Origin of the sequence: Luteitalea sp. TBR-22 (assembly GCF_016865485.1) — a bacterium.
In the GTDB taxonomy this organism is placed as follows: Bacteria; Acidobacteriota; Vicinamibacteria; order Vicinamibacterales; family Vicinamibacteraceae; genus Luteitalea.
Map to the genome: position 1 here is coordinate 3,937,685 of NZ_AP024452.1, position 16,804 is coordinate 3,954,488.

Genomic DNA, 16,804 nt, shown 5'->3' on the forward strand with positions numbered 1-16,804 from the left:
CTATCGCCTGGCCTGTCGTGCGTTGATGGCGTCGCGGAACTGGTGACGCAGCGCCGTGACGTCGGACCGCTCGAGGCGCAGCACGCTCGCGATGCGGCTGATCTCGGTGTCTTCCACCGTGGTGATCCCGTGCTGGGCCGAGACCGCGAACAGCGCGCGCAGCAGTTCCAGCTTCTCTTCGCGACTGGCCAGCAGTTCGAACTCGCGTGCCACCTGGTAGTCCTCGGCCGCGCCGTGACTGCCCGTGGCCTGCACCGCGAGCCCGACGAGCCGCTGCGCCTGCTCGGCCGACACCTCGGCCTCGGCCGCCAGGCGCGCCTCCATGACGGCGCGTTCCTCGTCGCTGACCTCGTGGTCGGCGAAGGCCACGCGACCGAGCAGGTACGCGAAGGCCGCCAGCAGGCGAGCGCGCTCGGCCGGCACGCCCGTGAGCACGCCGGCGATCTCGGCCACCGTCTCCGTCTCGTGCGCGGCGCCGTCGTCGGACGCGAGGCCGAGGCTGCGGAAGAGCGCGGACAACATCAGTGCTTGGGCGCGAACAGGGCGCCGAGGACCCAACTGACGATGCTGACCAGCAGCGCGCCCATCACGGCGCTGCCGAACCCGGCGAGGTCGAACCCGGGCACGAGCGCGGCCGCCAGGGCGAACGCGGCGCCGTTGACGACCAGATAGAAGAGGCCGAGCGTGATGATCGTGATCGGCAACGTCAGGATGGTCAGGACGGGGCGCACCAGGGCGTTCACAAGGCCCAGCACGAAAGCCGCCACCAGCAGCGCCGACACCGAGCTGACGCGCACGCCCGGCACCAGATAGGCCGCCAACCACAACGCCGCGGCGACGATGGCCCAGTGAAGGAGGAATCCCATGGGGTAAAGCTAACAGACTCCGCGGGCACCGGGCACCGGCATCAGGCCCCGAGTGGTCGTGAGCCTTTCGCCGCAAGCCGCCCGTCCTGAGCCCTGAGCCATGAGACAGTACCCTTGACGCGCATGCCCGACGCCCTGGTCTCCGACAAGCCGCTGCGGCTCGATGTCTGGCTCGATGTCGCCTGCCTCTGCAAGACCCGCTCGGAAGCCCAACGGGCCATCAAGGGCGGCAAGGTGGAGGTCAACGGTGAGCGACCGAAGCAGAACCGCGACGTGAAGCCCGGCGACACCATCACCCTCACCAGGCCGCTCGGGCGCAAGCAGGTCGTGCGCGTCAAGGCGACCGCCGAGGCCCACATGCCGAAGGCCGAGGCCAGGGCCCTGCTCTTCGAGGACGTCACGCCGCCGCCGACTCCGGAGGAACTCGCCTTCCTGCAGTTGCTGAAGGACACCCGACCGCGTGGGCCGGTGGTGGCCCCCGACAAGCGGGCGCGGCGGGAACTGCGCAAGCTCAAGGGACGCGACTGACTGACGGCCCAGGGGCGGCGCGGAGGGGGCGATCGTGTGCTACACTCTGATGTTTCCACTGACCGGGTGGCACGCGCGCCCGGCACCGTGGGGGCCCCGTCGCGGGTCCGGAACCAGCGCGTAGGCAAAGCGGAGTTGTTGTTGTGGCAAATCACGAGTCGGCGCTGAAGGCGCACAAGCAGAGTCTGGCCAACCGCGAGCGCAACCGCCAGGCGCGCACGCGCCTGCGTTCCGCGCTGAAGACGATTCGCAAGGCCATCACCGCGGGCGATGCAGCCGCCGCGAAGGCCGGGCTGAACGAGACCGTCTCCCTGATCGACAAGATGGCCAAGAAGGGCGTCATCCACGACAACGCCGCCTCGCGGTACAAGTCGCGGATCGCCAAGCGCCTGAACGGCATCGCCGCCTAGGCGTTCCACCGACCGGGAACGGCGGGGTGGGCCACCTTCGCCCTACGGGCTTCGGTGCCCAAGGGCACCCCGCCCCTACCTTCTGGAATTCCCGGTTCGCTGGGGGCTCCCGCCGCCGTACCCTCCTCCCTGCGGGCCACGCGGCGCTCCTCCACTCCCCTGTTGGGGGCGTCCCCCGCCGTAGCCCGATGGGCGCAGGCGGGGACACAGCTCCACCACCAACCGTTCGAGCACCACCTGCGGGTCGCGCCCCAGCTTGCTCGCGCCGTCGGCGCGATAGAGCGCACGCACGGCCGCACCCACCCGGTCCGGTGCCACCTGCGGCATCCGCGAGCGGATCCACCAGCCCAATTGCCCGAGCATCTGGAACGGCGACGAGCCGTTCTCGATCATCAACTGCACGTGGCGGAGGGCCGTCGCCGCGTCGCCGGCGGCAATCGCGTTGGTCACCGCCCAGTCGTCGAACTGCTGCGCCGCCCCGACCACCAGGCGGACGTCCTGCTCGGTGATGGCGGGCGCGTCGCCCACAAACAGCACCAGCGTGTCGATGTCCTTCCGGAGCCGGACGATGTCGGGGCCCGCTCGCTCGACCAGCGCGGTCAGTCCAGGCGCGTCGATGCGCTTGCCGGAGGCCTTCACGCGGTCGGCGGCAAACTGCATCGCGTCGCGCAACGCCGACTGCGCGCCGTTGAAGCCGTCGGTGCTGAACCCCTCGCACTCCACGGTCACGGCCTGCTTGTCGAGCAGCTTGCCGAGTTTCGTGGCGCGGTTGATGTCGGTGGCCACGAGCACCAGGACGTTCGAGGGCTCGGGGTTGGCCACGTAGCCTTCCAGTCCGCCGGGATCTGGCGCCGGCGCCTCGTCGCCGCCCCCCTCGCCGTCGTCCTCGGCCAGCTTCTTGCGGCCCTTGAACAGCCGCTCGATGTGCGCGAACACGACCACGCGGCGGTCGCCGAGCATCGGGCGCGTGCGCGCCGCGAAGACGACGTCGTCGGGGCGCGCGTCGCCGGCGGTGAACCGCTCGACGTTGAAGCCGCGCAGATCCTCCTCGACCAGGCTGGTGAGCGAGGCCACGACCTCGTCCTTGCCGGCCTCGTCCTCGCCGATCACGAGGTAGACGGGCGCGACGGTGCCCTTCTTGAGCGCCGCCGCGAGCTCACGCGGCGTCACGTCAGCAACTCGACGCGACGAGCGACGTCGCGCGTGGTGTGCGTTGCCGTGCGAGGCCGCAAAGCGTCCGGATCACGGCTAGAACGCCTCGAGGATCGACGACACGGTGCGGCGGGCGACGGTGTCGGAGATGCGGTCGGCGGCCGCCCGGTTCTGGCCCAGGAAGGCCGAGGCGTCGAGCGCGCCAGTGCCGGTGCTCAGGTCGTACTCGTCGACGATCTCGAGCGAGCCGTTCTCCCAGATGACCTTGTTGGCCTTGACGTCCTTGAACTCGACCTTGAGCTGCACGCGCACGATGTAGCGCGTCGCCTGGTTGTTCTCGTTGAAGCCACTCGGCTCGAGGCTGACGCCGGCGATGGTGCCCGACAGGACCGCGTCGGCGCCGTCGGTCACGCCGAGCACCTGGTAGCGTCCGCGGCCGAGGAACTCGGTGCGCACCCGCTGGGTGACCTGCTGCTCGAGGTCGTACACCGAGGTGTTGTTGGCAAAGATCGGAATCCCGATCACCTTGATGTACGACGGCAGGAAGTTGCCCCGCCCCGACAACGTGTACCCGCACCCGCTGGTGGCCATCGCCACGACCACGAGGCAGGCCAGCGCCGCGCGACGGCCGATCGCCCGCATCACTTCACCACCACGCTGACCAGGCGGCCGGCGGCCACGATCACCTTGACGATCGTCTTGCCGTCGGTGTGCGCCTTGACGTTGGGGTCGGCCAGGGCTGCGGCCTGCACCACGTCGTCCGGGGACCCGGCAGGCACGACGACGCGTCCGCGCACCTTGCCGTTCACCTGGACGGGCATCTCGACCGCTTCTTCGGCCGCGACCGCCGCGTCCGAAGTCGGCCAGCCCGCCGCAACGATGCCGTCCGTGTGGCCGAGCATCTCCCAGAGCTCCTCGGCCATGTGTGGGGCGAACGGCGAGAGCAGGCGCACCAGGGCTTCGACGGCCTCGCGAGCCGCTGCGAGCGTGCTCGCGGGCACGTCGGTCCCGACCGGCTGCTCGGCGCCGGCGGCGCGCCGCCCCGGCTTGAAGAGTCCCGTGGCCTCGCCGAACGCGTAGAGCTCGTTGACGAGCACCATCAGGCCCGAGATGGCGGTGTTCAGCTGCACCCGCGGGTACAGGTCGCCTGTCACCTTCTCGACCGCCTGATGCGTCTTGCGGCGCAGCGCCCGCTCGACCTCGGAGAATTCGCCGACGCCGTCCACGGCCGGCGCCGTCGCCAGCGTCGCGGCCAGGGGCTCCACGAAGCGCCACACCCGCGTCAGGAAGCGATAGCTGCCCTCGAGGCCGGTGTCGGTCCACTCGACCTCCTTCTCCGGCGGCGCGACGAACATCACGTACAGGCGCAGCGCGTCGGCGCCGAACTTCGCGATCATCTCGTCCGGATCGACGACGTTGCCCTTGGACTTGGACATGACCTGTCCGTCCTTGAGCACCATGCCCTGCGTGAGCAGCCGGGCGAACGGCTCGTCGTGCGACACCATGCCGAGGTCGCGGAACACGCGCGCGAAGAACCGCGAGTAGATCAGGTGCAGGATCGCGTGCTCGACGCCGCCGCTGTAGAAGTCGACCGGCGCCCAGTAGTTGCACCTGGCCGGGTCGAAGGCCTGCTGGTCGTTCTTCGCGTCGGTGAACCGGTAGAAGTACCAGGACGAGTCGAAGAACGTGTCCATCGTATCGGTCTCGCGCCGCGCGGCGCCGCCGCACTTCGGGCACGAGACGTTGACGAACTCGGGCAGCTGCGCCAGCGGCGACTCGCCCTTGCCCGTGAACTCGACGATCTTGGGCAGCACCACCGGCAGCTGGTCGTCGGGCACCGGCACCACGCCGCACGTCGGGCAGTGGATCATCGGAATCGGCGTGCCCCAGTAGCGCTGTCGCGAGACGCCCCAGTCCTTGAGTCGGTACTGGATCGTCTTCTTGCCGATCCCCCGTGCCTCGGCCGACGCGGCCATCTTCTGCCACGCCTGCTCGGTGGGCAGGCCCGAGAACTCGTCGGAGTTGACGCTCACGCCGTACTCGGTGAACGCCTCCGCCATCGTCGCGCCGTTTGCAGGCTCACCGTCGGCGGGCTTGACCACCACCTGCACGGGCAGGCCGTACTTGCGCGCGAACTCGAAGTCGCGCTGATCGTGCGCGGGCACCGCCATGATCGCGCCGGTGCCGTAGCCGCCGAGCACGAAGTTGGCGACCCACACGGGCACCGTCTCGCCCGTGAACGGGTTCATCACGCGGCGGCCGGTGTCGAAGCCTTCCTTCTCCACCTCGCCGGACATGCGGCCCAGGCGGTCCTGCTGGCGGAACCGCTCGGCCTGCTTGCGGAACGCCGCAGGGTCGGGCGACTCGCTGGCGAACTTCTCCACGAGCTCGTGCTCGGGCGCGATCAGCACGAACGTCGCACCGTAAATGGTGTCGATGCGGGTCGTGAAGATCTCGATGCCCTCGGCGGTGGCGCGGCCCTGCTCGTCGGCGATCGGGAACGTGGCCTGCACGCCCTCCGACTTGCCGATCCAGTTGCGCTGCATCGTCAGGACCTTCTCGGGCCAGTCGGGCAGCCGGTTGGTGCCCTCGAGCAGTTCCTCGGCGTAGTGCGTGATGCGCAGGAACCACTGCTCGAGCTCACGCGAGGTGACGTGGCTGCCGCAGCGCCAGCAGGCGCCGTCGATCACCTGCTCGTTGGCGAGCACGGTGAGGCAGCTCGGGCACCAGTTGACGGTCGAGCGACGGCGGTACGCCAGGTCGCGCTCGGCCATGCGGATGAACAGCCACTGGTTCCAGCGGTAGTAGTCGGGCAGGCACGTGGCCAGCTCCCGGCCCCACGCGTACGAGATGCCGAGGCGCTGCAGCTGCCCCTTCATGTACGCGATGTTGTCGAGCGTCCACTTCTCCGGGTGGAGGTTGTTCTTGATGGCCGCGTTCTCGGCCGGCAGGCCGAATGCATCCCAGCCGAAGGGGTGCAGGACGTTGGCGCCCTGCATGCGCTTCAGGCGGGCGACCACGTCCCCGATCATGTAGTTGCGGACGTGGCCCACATGGGCGCGGCCCGAGGGGTACGCGAACATTTCGAGGCAGTAGAACGACGGTTTGGACGCGTCCTCGGAGACCTCGAAGGCCCCCGTCGCGGTCCAGCGTTCCTGCCACTTCTTCTCGATGATTTGCGGGGAATAGTCGGCCACGGCTAGATCAGACAGTATAGCGGCAGGGCGGCGCCTCCGGCCCCGCCACTGCCGCTCTCCTGTCAATGCCGCAATGCCGGGAATGCCGAAAGGGCAAAGGAGAAGCCAAGACAGAGGTGTAGGCGTCGGCCTTGGCCGACGCGCGCCGGTCCAAGGCCACCCCGAAGGCCCAAGGCCGACCGACGAAGGCCGTCTCCCGGCGCCGTGCGAAGCGGGGCGCCGCGTGTGCTAGCGTGTCGCGCCATGCAACGCTTCCGAGCCCTGAGCCTGGCCCTGTCGCTGGCCGGGGTGCCGGCGCTGGCCGTCGCCCAGACGCCTGCCTCCCTCCCCCGTCCCGAGTTCCCCAACCCGCAGTTCGAGCGGAAGGACTGGCTTTCCCTGAACGGCCCATGGCGGTTCGCGTTCGACGACGCCGATGCCGGCCTGCGAGAGGGGTGGGCCGCAGGCACCACAAAGCTGGACCGCACGATCCTCGTGCCGTTCGCCTTCGAGAGCCGGAAGAGCGGCATCGCCGACACGCGCTTCCACCCGGTGGTCTGGTACCAGCGCGACGTGACCGTGCCGGCCGCCTGGAAGGGTCGTCGGGTCCTGCTCCGCTTCGGGGCGGTGGACTACCACGCCACCGTCTGGCTGAACGGCCAGAAGCTCGGCGAGCACGAGGGCGGCAGCACGCCGTTCGCCTTCGACGTGACGGACCTGCTGCGCGGCGGCGCCAACGCGGTCGTCGTCCGGGCCTTCGATCCGCCGACCGATCGCTTCGTGCCGCGCGGCAAGCAGTACTGGAAGGAGACGTCCGAGAGCATCTTCTACACGCGCACCTCGGGCATCTGGCAGTCGGTGTGGCTCGAGGCGGTGGGCGACAGCTACCTGTCGCACGTGCGGGTCACGCCGTCGATGGACGGCGCGGTGCGCTTCGACGCGCGGCTGGCCCGTCCGGCAGCGGACCAGGTGCTGCGCGCGACGATCAGCTACAACGGCGCGGTGGTGACACGTGGTGAGGCCGCCGTCGACGGCACCCGCGGCTCGTTGGGCCTGCGCGTGATCGACCCCCGGGAGTGGCAGGTCGGGCAGGGCAACCTGTACGACGTCACGCTCGAGCTCGTGCGCGGCGGCACGGTGCTCGACACGGTGAAGACCTACTACGGCTACCGCGAGGTGACCGTCGACGCCAAGGGCCTGCAGTTCAACGGCCGACGGATGTACCTGCGCATGGTGCTCGACCAGGGTTACTGGCCCGAGTCGCTGCTGACGCCGCCCTCCGACGAGGCGATTCAGTACGACATCAAGACCTCGCAGGCGATGGGCTTCAACGGCGCCCGCAAGCACCAGAAGGTGGAGGACCCACGCTTCCTCTACTGGGCCGACAAGCTGGGCTACCTGGTGTCGGGCGAGATGGCCAACGCCTACCAGTACGACGACCAGTACGTCGCGCGGTTCACCCGCGAGTGGCTCGAGGTGCTCGAGCGCGACATCAACCACCCGTCGATCATCATGTGGATCCCGATCAACGAGAGCTGGGGCACGCCCAACCTCCGCGATCGACGCCAGCAGGCGCACCTGAAGTCGAACTACTGGCTGACCAAGTCGCTGGATCCCTCACGCCTCGTGATCGAGAACGACGGCTGGGAGCACGTGGACACGACCGACGTGTTCGGCATCCACGACTACGCGCGCACGGGCGAGATGATTGCCAAGAAGTACGCCGTGCTCGACAACCCCAACGCGCGCATCCCCGACAACAGCCGCGCCGCGCTCGTGCCCGGCTACGAGTACAACGGCTCGCCGATCTTCCTGTCGGAGTTCGGCGGCATCGCCTACCGCGCGCCCGGCGCACCGGTGCCGGAGGGCGCCTGGGGCTACTCAGGCGTCGAGAAGACGCCCGAGGACGCGCTGGCCCGGTTGAAGGGCCTGTACGAGGCCATCGCGAAGGTGCCGCGCATCATCGGCGTGTGCTACACGCAGTTGACCGACGTCGAGCAGGAGATCAACGGCCTGCTCACCTACGACCGCAAGCCGAAGTTCGACGTCGAGGCGATCAAGGCGATCAACGACATCGTGAGGCCGTAGGGACGGCAGTCGGCAGTCGGCAGTCGGCAGTGGCAGTCGGCAGTTGGCGGTCGGCAGTCGGGCGAGTCACCTGTCCGGCGTGCGTCCGAGCGTCCGGAGCCGGTAGTACTGCTTGCCCATCTCGACCAGGGTGGCCACGACCATGACGCCGAAGCCGATGGCCACGCCCGTGTTCACCCACGTGAGCAGTGCCGGGAGCGTCTCGGCAGGCACGACGCCGGGCTGCGGGTGTGGCGCCACCACGACCCAGACGCGGGCCGAGAGGATCATCAGCGCGATGCCCAGTTGTGCGCCGAGCAACAGCAGCTTGAGCACGAGCCGACGCGGCGTCCGCGTCGGCCTGACCAATCCGTACGCATCCACCAGGAAGTTGCCCGCGGCGACCGCGACCATCGGCGCGTACCAGACCGACCAGATGGGCGCGAAGGCGAGCACGGCCGCCAGGGGCCCCATGGCCAGCCAGGGCGAGGTCGGCACGAGCAGCAGCCACACCAGCGCGATCCCGCCGAACACGACCTCTGTCCCGGCCTGAAGTCGGTCATGCAGCCGGCTGGCCTGCCGCCGGCCACCCATCCAGTCCGGGATCCTGCGCGGGTCCCAGTCGGGCGCGAATCCGGCCCGCGCGCCCAGCGCGTCGACCGCCGCAAACCCCAGCGTCGTCCAGGCAAAGACCAGCAGCGCGCGAGTGGGATAGGCCTTCAGACCGTCGAACAGCACCGGCACGGACACGCCCTGCAGGGCAGACGTGATCACCGCCAGCACCACCGTGACGACGAGAGCCGCGCCGAGTCCGAGCTTGAGCGCAAACAGGTAGATGGGAAAGACCACCGGACCAATCAGGTGCTGGCGTGGCGCGAAGCGCGAGGCGACGAGCGCCGGATGCCCGTGCCGCCGCAGGATGTCGGCGACCTCGGGCTCGCTGAGGTCGCGCCCGAGCGCCTGGCTGCGGTCTTCCATCTCCGAGGAGAGGTTCTCCGACAGTTCGCGGACGATGTCGTCCTGGTCCCGGTGCGGCAGGAAGAATCGGACGGCGTTGAGATAGCGTTCGACGAGGGTCATCGAGGGAACTCCTGCAGCAGGCCCCGAAGCGAGGCGTCGATCGCCCCCCACTCGTCGAGGAGCTGCCCCAGCATGGCGTCGCCGGCCGGCGATAGCCGATAGAACCGCTTGTTGCGCTTGCCTTCCTCGCGCCACTCGCTGGCCAGCAGGCCCTGGGTCTCGAGCCGACGCAACAGCGGATAGAGCGTGCCCTCGTCCACGTCGAGTCCGTGGTCGGCGAGCACCTTCCGCAGTGAGTAGCCGTAATGCTCGGCCCGCAGGGCAGCGAGGACGGCAACCGTGATGTGTCCCCGACGCAGTTCGAGGCGCAGGTTGTCGAACAGGGCAGGGTCGGCAGCAGGAGGTATGCGGAGGCTCATGTACGCCACATAGTGTGTGGCATACAGTATTACGACGGAGCCTGTACGGTAGTTCGGCTGCCCGGAGTTCTCAGACCGCCTGCGCCTGATACGTCACTGGGTGGAGGCCACGTCGTTCCCCACACCCAGCGCCCGTCGCACCGCCTGGACGATCTCGGCAGGCCCGAAGGGCTTCTCGACGATCCGGAAGGGCGAGTGTGATCGCGCCCGCTCGATCAGGGCGGGCGCGGCGTGCCCGGTCATGACGATGACCGGCAGCTGGGGACGCATCGCCGCCACGCGCTCGGCCAGCCCGACGCCGTCGAGGCCTGGCATCACGAGATCGGTCAGCAGCACGTCGATCGACTCCGGCTCCCGGGTCAGCGACTCGAGCGCCTGCCCGCCGCTGGCCGCCTCGAGCACCCTGAAGCCGGCATCGGTGAGCACGCGCACGATCAGTTCGCGCAGCCGCAGGTCGTCCTCGACGACCAGCACGCCGGCGCGCGTGTGCATGCCGAGGGCCATGGCAGAGTCGAGACGCACCTGGTCGGGCGGCGCCACGGCCTGCGGCAGGACCACGCTGAAGCTGGTGCCCTCGCCCAGCCGACTCTCCACGTCCACCTGTCCGCCGGCCTGCTCGACGACGGCGTAGACCGTGGCGAGGCCGAGCCCGGTACCGCTGCCCGGTTCCTTCGTGGTGAAGAACGGCTCGAAGATGTGTGGCAACACCTCGGCAGGAATGCCGCTCCCGGTGTCGGCCACCGTGAGACACACCCGCGGGGCTGCGGCGGCCTCGTGGGCGTCCGGGCAGGGGCGCAGGTGCATCCGCAGGCGCCCACCACCGGGCATGGCGTCCCTGGCGTTGACGACGAGGTTCAGCACGAGCTGGTCGAACTGCCCCGGGTCGATCACGACCCGCAGGGCGTCGCCGTCGATGCGGACCTCGATCTCGACGTTCTCGGGGATGAGCCGACGCAGCATCGGCTCGAGGGCGGTCAGCGCGGTGGACAGGTCGAGCACGCGCGGGCGAAGCGGCTGCCGTCGACTGAAGGCCAGCATCTGCTTGGTGAGTTGCGCCGCCCGCACCGCTGCCTCGCGCGCCCCGGACAGGGCCCGTCCATCGGCCGGCTCCGACCGGCCTCCCTGCAGCACGAGTTCGAGGTTGCCCAGGATCACCGTGAGCAGGTTGTTGAAGTCGTGCGCGATGCCGCCGGCCAGGCGGCCGACCGCTTCCATCTTCTGCGCCTGCCGGAGCTGCGCTTCGAGGGCGCGCACCTCGGACACGTCGGTGGACACGCCCACCACGCCGACGAGCTGACCGTCGGCATCCAGGATCGGCGAATCGACCACGAACGTCGTGAACGCGCTGCCGTCACGCCGCTGTACGGGGAACTCGCCGGCCCAGCTCTCGCCACGGGCGAGTCGGGCCATGATGGCGGCCGCCTCGGCGCGGGAGGTCTCGTGTGGCGTCAGCTCGACGATCGGACGGCCGAGGGCCTCGGCGCGGGTCCAGCCGAACAGGCGCTCGGCATACAGGTTCCAGTAGATGACGCGACCTTGCAGGTCAGTCGCGATGACCGCCTGCTGCACCGCATCGATCAAGCGCGACTCGAGCGTCGCCCGATCGTCGGAACGCGGGGACTGCCATGGGAACTGGTGCACCGGGAGGGGAGGCTCCTGATGACTCATGCGTTCCTCGCTTCGCCCCGAAGGGCGGTGTCGGTGAACCCGCCGCTCGGGCGAGCCAGCTCATGCTCGTTATTGATGAGCATACAACACCGGCCGCCAGGCCCGGCCCCTCACGGCTTGACCGCGAGGACCTGCACGACCGCGCTGGGGCCGCTGTGCCTGGCGCCTTCGTTCACGTCGCGATCGAGTTCCCGGCCGATGACGACCTCGAGTCCGGGCAACTCGGCGCGTACGCGCTCCAGCGTCAGGAGCCAGTCGGCCAGCGACGGTGGCGGGCCGCCGACCCCGCCGATCTCGTGCTGGCGGGGCGTGTAGGCCTCGAGCACGAACACTCCGCCCGGGGCGAGTGCCCGCACCACTCGCGGGTACAGGTCGGCGCGCAGGGCCGGCGGCAGGTGCACGAAGATGCTCGTGATGCCTTGCCAGCACGCCTCGCCGAGATCGAAGGTCGCCAGGTCGGCGACGATCGTCGCGAGCGCGACCCGGCGCGATGCGGCCAGCGCGCGCGCCTTGCTCAGGCCCACCTCCGAGCCGTCCACGCCGGTCACCTCGTAGCCGAGCGACGCCAGGTGGACGCCGTTGCGCCCCTCCCCTTCCCCGAGACACAGGACCCGGCCTGCCGGAATGCGGGTGGCGACTTCTGCCAGGAAGTCATTGGGCGCGGTGCCGAAGACGTAATCGTCGGTGCGATAGCGGTTGTCCCATTCGGACATCACAACACCTCGGCAGTCGGCAGTCGGCGGTCGGCGGTCGGCGGTCGGCAGTCGGCAGTCGGCGGTCGGCAGTTGGCGGTGGACGGGCGACTAGCGCGCGCCGCCGCGTCGACGCGGGCTCCTGGTCGCGACGGCGGCCGCGACCAGCCCCACGATTGCGCTCCAGAGCAGGATGCGCCCGACGCGCACGTGGGCGCCACCGAAGCGGATCCAGTCGAGCACCGTCAGCAGGGCGCCGGCGCACGCGCAGGCCTGCAGGAACCGGCCGAGAGCAAGCTGCCACCACATCTGACGCGATCCTAGCGGCAATCGGCCATGGAAATGGTCGGCGCCGGCTCAGCCCACGTCCCGCACCACACGGACACCGAGGCTGAAGCCCACGTCCTTCGGACGGTGCGTGTAGCGGAGACCGCAGCGAGCGCTGTCGGCGGCAAAGTACCAGCTGCCGCCGCGAATCACCTTCGTCGCCGCGTTGCAGCGCCCCACCGGATCGCGGGCCGGCGCGGTGCCGTAGGCGCAATGGGCATCCTCTGTCCATTCCCATACGTTGCCGTGCATGTCGTACAGCCCCCAGGCGTTCGGGCGGAAGGTCGCGACAGGCGTCGTGCGGCGTCGGCCACCGAGGGCACCCCGCTCCAGCACGGCCACGTTGGCCTCCTCGAGCGAGAGCGTGTCACCCCACGCATAGGCGGTGCGGCTCCCGGCCCGGCAGGCGTACTCCCACTCGGCTTCGGTCGGCAGCCGGAAGCGCGGCCCCGGCGACAGCGCCGACAGACGCGCCACGAACGCCTGCACGTCGTGCCAGCTCACCCGCTCCACTGGCAGGTCGTCGCCGCGAAAATGACTCGGGGCCGTGCCCATCACGGTCCGCCACTGGGCCTGCGTCACCTCGTGGGCGCCGATCCAGAACGGCCGCGTCAGGGTGACGGCGTGGGCGCGCTCCTGCGGCTCACGGCCGGCTTCCCGCTCCGGCGAGCCCATCTCGAACGTGCCAGCCGGGATGGAGACGAACGGCATGCCGGTGACCGGCTCGACCCACGTCCTCGGCGGCGAGGGCGCCGGGACCGCGGCCACGGCCAGCGCCGTCGCGAGAACGATGGCCCGCCCGGGCGACAGCGGCATGGGTCAGCGCTCGGTGACCAGTGGATGCGCCTGCAGGGCCTGCGCCGCCGCGCGGCCGCGACGGTCTGGACCGACGGCGTCGCGCCAGGTCGCATCCGCTGCCACCGGTCCGTGCAACACGTCGACCGTCGCGTCGAGGCAGGCGCGCAGCGCCTGCAGGTCGTAGCCGCCCTCGGTCACGACCGCGATCCGGCCGCCGCAGGTCAGCGCGGCACGGCCGCGCAGTGCGGCCAGCCACGCCCGGAACCCTTCGGTCGTCACTCGCTGGGAGCCGAGCGGGTCGTCCTGGTGCGCGTCGAAGCCGGCCGACACGATCAGCAGCTCCGGCGCGAAGCGGACCAGCGCGGGATCGATGATCGTGTTCCACACGTGTGCATGGTCGGCATCGCTCGCGCCGGCTTCGAGGGGCACGTTGAGCGTTGCGCCGGCGCCGGCGCCGTACCCCGCTTCACTGGCCGCGCCGGTCCCGGGGTAGAACGGGAACTGGTGCGAGTTGACCACGAGCACCGATGGGTCGGTATAGAACGCCCACTGCGTGCCATTGCCGTGGTGTACGTCGATGTCGACCACCGCCACACGAGTCGCGCCGGCCGCGCGGGCCGCTGCGGCGGCGATCGCCACGTTCGACAGCAGGCAGAACCCCATGGCCTGGGCGCGCTCCGCGTGGTGCCCGGGCGGGCGAACGACCGCGAGCGCCGGGGTGGCCGTGGTCCACGCATGCAACGTCGCCTCGACGGCGGCACCGGCGGCAAGTCGCGCCACGTCGATGCTCTCGGGCGAGGTGAACGTATCGGCGTCGACGGCCGTCGCCCGGCCGCGCCTGGCCTCGAGATCGGCCACGTACCCGTCGTCGTGGATGCGCAGGATCTCCTCGTCGGTGGCCGGCCGCGGCTCGCGGACGTCGATGCCCATGTCGCTGGCCCGCAGAGCCGCGGCGCGCATCACGTCGCCGCGCTCGGGGGATTCCGGGTGGCCGGCCGGGGTGAGGTGGTCGAGGAAGCGGGGCGAGAAGAAGAGGACCATCGTCGGCGCGGGCAGTTCGGTGGTGGACGTCGTCGCGTCGGGCAAGCCGACGCCTACGCGTGGTGGAGCAAGTCGAGTGAACGGGCCTTGAGGCGTCGCAGTTCGGCCTCGAGGTCCAGGCGCCGCTGCTCGAGCCCGGCATCGTCGGCGTCGGCAGCCACGCGGAAGGGCGGGCCGACCGCCACCGCGATGCGCGAGAACGGCCCGGGCACCTGCGTCCGGTCCCAACTGCGCGCGTGCCACGCCGAGGCACTCTCGATGTGGAACGGGAGGATGGGCTGCCCGGTGGCCTTGGCGAGCCATAGTGCGCCCGGTTGTGCCTGCTCGGCCGGACCGCGAGGGCCGTCGAGCGTGAAGGCAGTCGGGTGCCCCTGCGCCATCAGCCGCTTCATCTGCACGAGCGCCTTCACGCCGCCGCGCGAGGAGGACCCGCGCGCCGCCCCGAACCCGAACCGCTCGATGATGCGCGCGATCCACTCGCCGTCGAAGTTCTCGCTCGTCATCACGACGATGCCCCGGTCGCGCCAGAAGCCGATCGCCGGCAGGATGCGGCCGTGCCAGAAGGCCATGATGGGGTGCTCGCCTGCCGCGAGCACCTGCGCGTAGGCGTCGGCGCCCTCGCTGGTGTACCGCCAGGTGCGCGCGAGCCCCGCGACGATCGGCGTGACGACGCCGGCAATCAGCGCCACCTGACGCCGCTTCGAGGCGGACCGCTCCCACGCCGGGCGGTCGCTCACCCCTGCGCCTGCTCCGCCGCGACCGCGCCCTCGTCCTGGCCGATACGCCCGGCCTTCCGCAGGCGGCCCTCGGTCCACGTCATGAGGTCGACCATCTGGATGTCGTCGGTGCCGGGCGTGCTGGCCTTCGCGCCCTTGAGCATGATCGAGCAGAACGGGCAACCCATCACGATCGTGTTCGCGCCGGTCGCCTTCAGCTGGTCGAACCGAGCCTGGCTGATGCGCGTCCCCGCCTCCTCTTCCTCGAAGAGCAGGCCGCCGCCGGCGCCGCAGCAGAACGGGTTGTCCTTCGTGCGCTCGGGCTCGCTGATCGCGGCGCCGTGCCGCTCGAGCAGGGCGCGCGGCGCCTGGTGCTCGCCGGCGTATCGCCCGAGGTAGCACGGATCGTGGAACGTCACGGCTTCTTCCTCGAGGCGCACCGGGCGCTCGTAGCGCGTGAGGTGCTCCACGAGCACCGACGAGTGCACGACCTTGCCCTCGAAGCCGAACGGCCGGTAGTCGTGGCCGAGCGTCTTGAGGCAGTGCGGACACGACGTCACCACCTTGGTGACGCCGGCCGTCTGCAGGTCGGCGACGTTGGCCGTCGCGAGCTCCTGGAACTGGTACTCGTTGCCGGTGCGCTTGGCGACGTCGCCGGTGCAGCGCTCCTTGGACAGCACGCCGAAGGTCTTGCCCTGCGCGCGCAGGATCGCGGCGAGCGAGCGCAACGACTTCTGGAAGTCGGGCTCGGTGCCGCCGGCGCAGCCGAGCCACAGCAGGTACTCGTGCCTGGCGGGATCGAACGTCTCGAACTGGGCGGACGCCACGAACTTCTGGCGGGCGTCGGCGCCCTGCCCCCACAGGTTGCCGCGGCGCTCGAGGTTGTTGTAGACGGGCCCGAGGTACTCGGGCGCGTCGCCGTTGCTCACCAGCCCGCGGCGCGCGCCGATGATGACCGGCGTGTGCTCGATGCCGACGGGACAGACGTCTTCGCACGCGCCGCAGGTCGTGCACTGCCAGAGCACGCCCGGGTCGTAGACGTCGGCGAGCCTGGCGTCGGCCTTGCCCTCGAGGAGCGCGGCCTCGTTCTGCAGGATCAGCGTCTTCGGGTTCAGGAGCTTGCCCGTGGCGAACGCCGGGCAGTTCTCCTGGCAGCGGCCGCACTCGACGCAGGTGAACGCGTCGAGCACCGCCTTCTTCGGCAGGTCCTTCACCGCCTCCATCCCGACCTCTTCCTTCTCGAAGTCGAGGTTGGGCACGGTGCCGAGCACGGGCGCCTTCAGGAACACCGTACCCGGCGACAGCAGCAGGTGCAGGTGCTTGGAGTCGGGGATCAGCACCAGGAAGGTGAAGATCAGCAGCATGTGCACCCACCAGTTCACGCGGGCGGCGATGCCGCCGTCGAGCACGAACAGGTCGAGCAGGAACGTGATCATCAGCACCGCGATGAAGCCGGCGATGAGGATCGACTCCTTGGACACGGTTGGACCGAGGGCCCGGGGCCGGAGGATGCCGCGACGGATGGCGAGGAACACGATGCCCGCGAGGACGCCAATCGAGAAAGGCGCCAGCAGGTACATGTAGACCCTGAATGCGGCGGTGTGCGTGAGGTCGACGATCCCGAGGCCGTGCAGGGTCTCGATCAGGGTGTAGCCGCCGAACGCGACGAAGCCCCAGAACACGCCGAGGTGCGCCATGCCGACCCACGGGCGCCGGCCGATCACCTTGCTCTGGAAGACCACCTCGGTCACGAACCGCTCGACGCGGGCGGGCAGGTGGTCGAAGGAGAACTCCCCGGGCGCGGCCTGCAGGAGGCGCCACCGGGTGGACATCTGGGCGGAGAACAGGCCGACGCTGGCGACCACGACCACCCAGAACGCGAGCGTCTCGAACATGTCGACGAGGATAGCAGGCGGGAGCTGAG

17 protein-coding genes are annotated in these 16,804 nt (G+C 70.1%); 3 read left to right on the top strand and 14 right to left on the bottom strand.

All coding sequences use genetic code 11. The features are described from left to right. Positions 1–522, bottom strand: coding sequence for a TerB family tellurite resistance protein (locus TBR22_RS16520; protein WP_239488946.1), 522 nt, complete (start codon positions 520–522; stop codon positions 1–3). Further along, positions 522–866: a phage holin family protein gene (locus TBR22_RS16525; RefSeq protein ID WP_239488947.1), complete on the bottom strand. Its 345-nt coding sequence runs from the start codon at positions 864–866 to the stop codon at positions 522–524. Before TBR22_RS16525 ends, TBR22_RS16520 begins: the two co-directional genes overlap by 1 nt. Before the next feature lie 123 nt (positions 867–989). Between TBR22_RS16525 and TBR22_RS16530 the strand changes: the two genes are divergently transcribed. Together TBR22_RS16530 and rpsT are read left to right on the top strand one after the other, a co-directional pair. After that, positions 990–1,394: an RNA-binding S4 domain-containing protein gene (locus TBR22_RS16530; RefSeq protein ID WP_239488948.1), complete on the top strand. Its 405-nt coding sequence runs from the start codon at positions 990–992 to the stop codon at positions 1,392–1,394. 143 nt (positions 1,395–1,537) lie between these two features. Further along, entirely contained in the window at positions 1,538–1,804 is a 267-nt protein-coding gene (gene rpsT, locus TBR22_RS16535) for a 30S ribosomal protein S20 (protein WP_239488949.1), read from the top strand. A gap of 75 nt (positions 1,805–1,879) precedes the next feature. Here the strand turns inward: rpsT and holA are convergent, their stop codons facing one another. From holA to leuS, 3 genes are all read right to left on the bottom strand, one after another. Next, positions 1,880–2,974 carry a DNA polymerase III subunit delta gene (gene holA / locus TBR22_RS16540; RefSeq protein ID WP_239488950.1) on the bottom strand — a complete coding sequence of 365 codons (1,095 nt, stop codon included), beginning with the start codon at positions 2,972–2,974 and terminating at the stop codon, positions 1,880–1,882. Positions 2,975–3,052: 78 nt separating this feature from the next. Continuing rightward, complete coding sequence (lptE, locus tag TBR22_RS16545) at positions 3,053–3,598, bottom strand: LPS assembly lipoprotein LptE (RefSeq protein WP_239488951.1); 546 nt, start codon at positions 3,596–3,598, stop codon at positions 3,053–3,055. After that, positions 3,598–6,153 (bottom strand): leucine--tRNA ligase, encoded by a 2,556-nt coding sequence (gene leuS, locus TBR22_RS16550; protein WP_239488952.1) that lies wholly within the window; start codon positions 6,151–6,153, stop codon positions 3,598–3,600. The genes lptE and leuS overlap by 1 nt, the downstream gene beginning before the upstream one ends. Before the next feature lie 243 nt (positions 6,154–6,396). On the opposite strand from leuS, the gene TBR22_RS16555 reads away from it, so the two are divergent. After that, the gene (locus TBR22_RS16555; RefSeq protein WP_239488953.1) at positions 6,397–8,220 is read left to right on the top strand and encodes a glycoside hydrolase family 2 protein; all 1,824 of its coding nucleotides are present in this window, start codon (positions 6,397–6,399) and stop codon (positions 8,218–8,220) included. A 66-nt stretch (positions 8,221–8,286) separates the two neighbouring features. Here TBR22_RS16555 and TBR22_RS16560 read toward each other — a convergent pair whose 3' ends face one another. From TBR22_RS16560 to TBR22_RS16600, 9 genes are all read right to left on the bottom strand, one after another. Beyond that, positions 8,287–9,279 (bottom strand): hypothetical protein, encoded by a 993-nt coding sequence (locus tag TBR22_RS16560; RefSeq protein ID WP_239488954.1) that lies wholly within the window; start codon positions 9,277–9,279, stop codon positions 8,287–8,289. After that, entirely contained in the window at positions 9,276–9,638 is a 363-nt protein-coding gene (locus tag TBR22_RS16565) for a PadR family transcriptional regulator (RefSeq protein ID WP_239488955.1), read from the bottom strand. Before TBR22_RS16565 ends, TBR22_RS16560 begins: the two co-directional genes overlap by 4 nt. Before the next feature lie 93 nt (positions 9,639–9,731). Further along, positions 9,732–11,306 (bottom strand): ATP-binding protein, encoded by a 1,575-nt coding sequence (locus TBR22_RS16570; protein ID WP_239488956.1) that lies wholly within the window; start codon positions 11,304–11,306, stop codon positions 9,732–9,734. A gap of 110 nt (positions 11,307–11,416) precedes the next feature. Further along, complete coding sequence (locus TBR22_RS16575; RefSeq protein WP_239488957.1) at positions 11,417–12,019, bottom strand: cyclopropane-fatty-acyl-phospholipid synthase family protein; 603 nt, start codon at positions 12,017–12,019, stop codon at positions 11,417–11,419. A 90-nt stretch (positions 12,020–12,109) separates the two neighbouring features. Further along, a complete protein-coding gene (locus TBR22_RS16580) occupies positions 12,110–12,307 on the bottom strand; it encodes a hypothetical protein (RefSeq protein ID WP_239488958.1) in 198 nt (65 codons plus the stop codon). Between the two features lie 48 nt (positions 12,308–12,355). Then, the gene (locus TBR22_RS16585) at positions 12,356–13,141 is read right to left on the bottom strand and encodes a formylglycine-generating enzyme family protein (protein WP_239488959.1); all 786 of its coding nucleotides are present in this window, start codon (positions 13,139–13,141) and stop codon (positions 12,356–12,358) included. Between the two features lie 3 nt (positions 13,142–13,144). After that, positions 13,145–14,209, bottom strand: a complete 1,065-nt coding sequence (locus tag TBR22_RS16590) for a histone deacetylase (protein WP_239488960.1) — start codon at positions 14,207–14,209, stop codon at positions 13,145–13,147. Between the two features lie 8 nt (positions 14,210–14,217). Further along, positions 14,218–14,901, bottom strand: coding sequence for a lysophospholipid acyltransferase family protein (locus TBR22_RS16595; RefSeq protein WP_239488961.1), 684 nt, complete (start codon positions 14,899–14,901; stop codon positions 14,218–14,220). Beyond that, positions 14,898–16,775, bottom strand: a complete 1,878-nt coding sequence (locus TBR22_RS16600) for a (Fe-S)-binding protein (protein ID WP_239488962.1) — start codon at positions 16,773–16,775, stop codon at positions 14,898–14,900. Before TBR22_RS16600 ends, TBR22_RS16595 begins: the two co-directional genes overlap by 4 nt. Between the last annotated feature and the right edge of the window lie 29 nt (positions 16,776–16,804).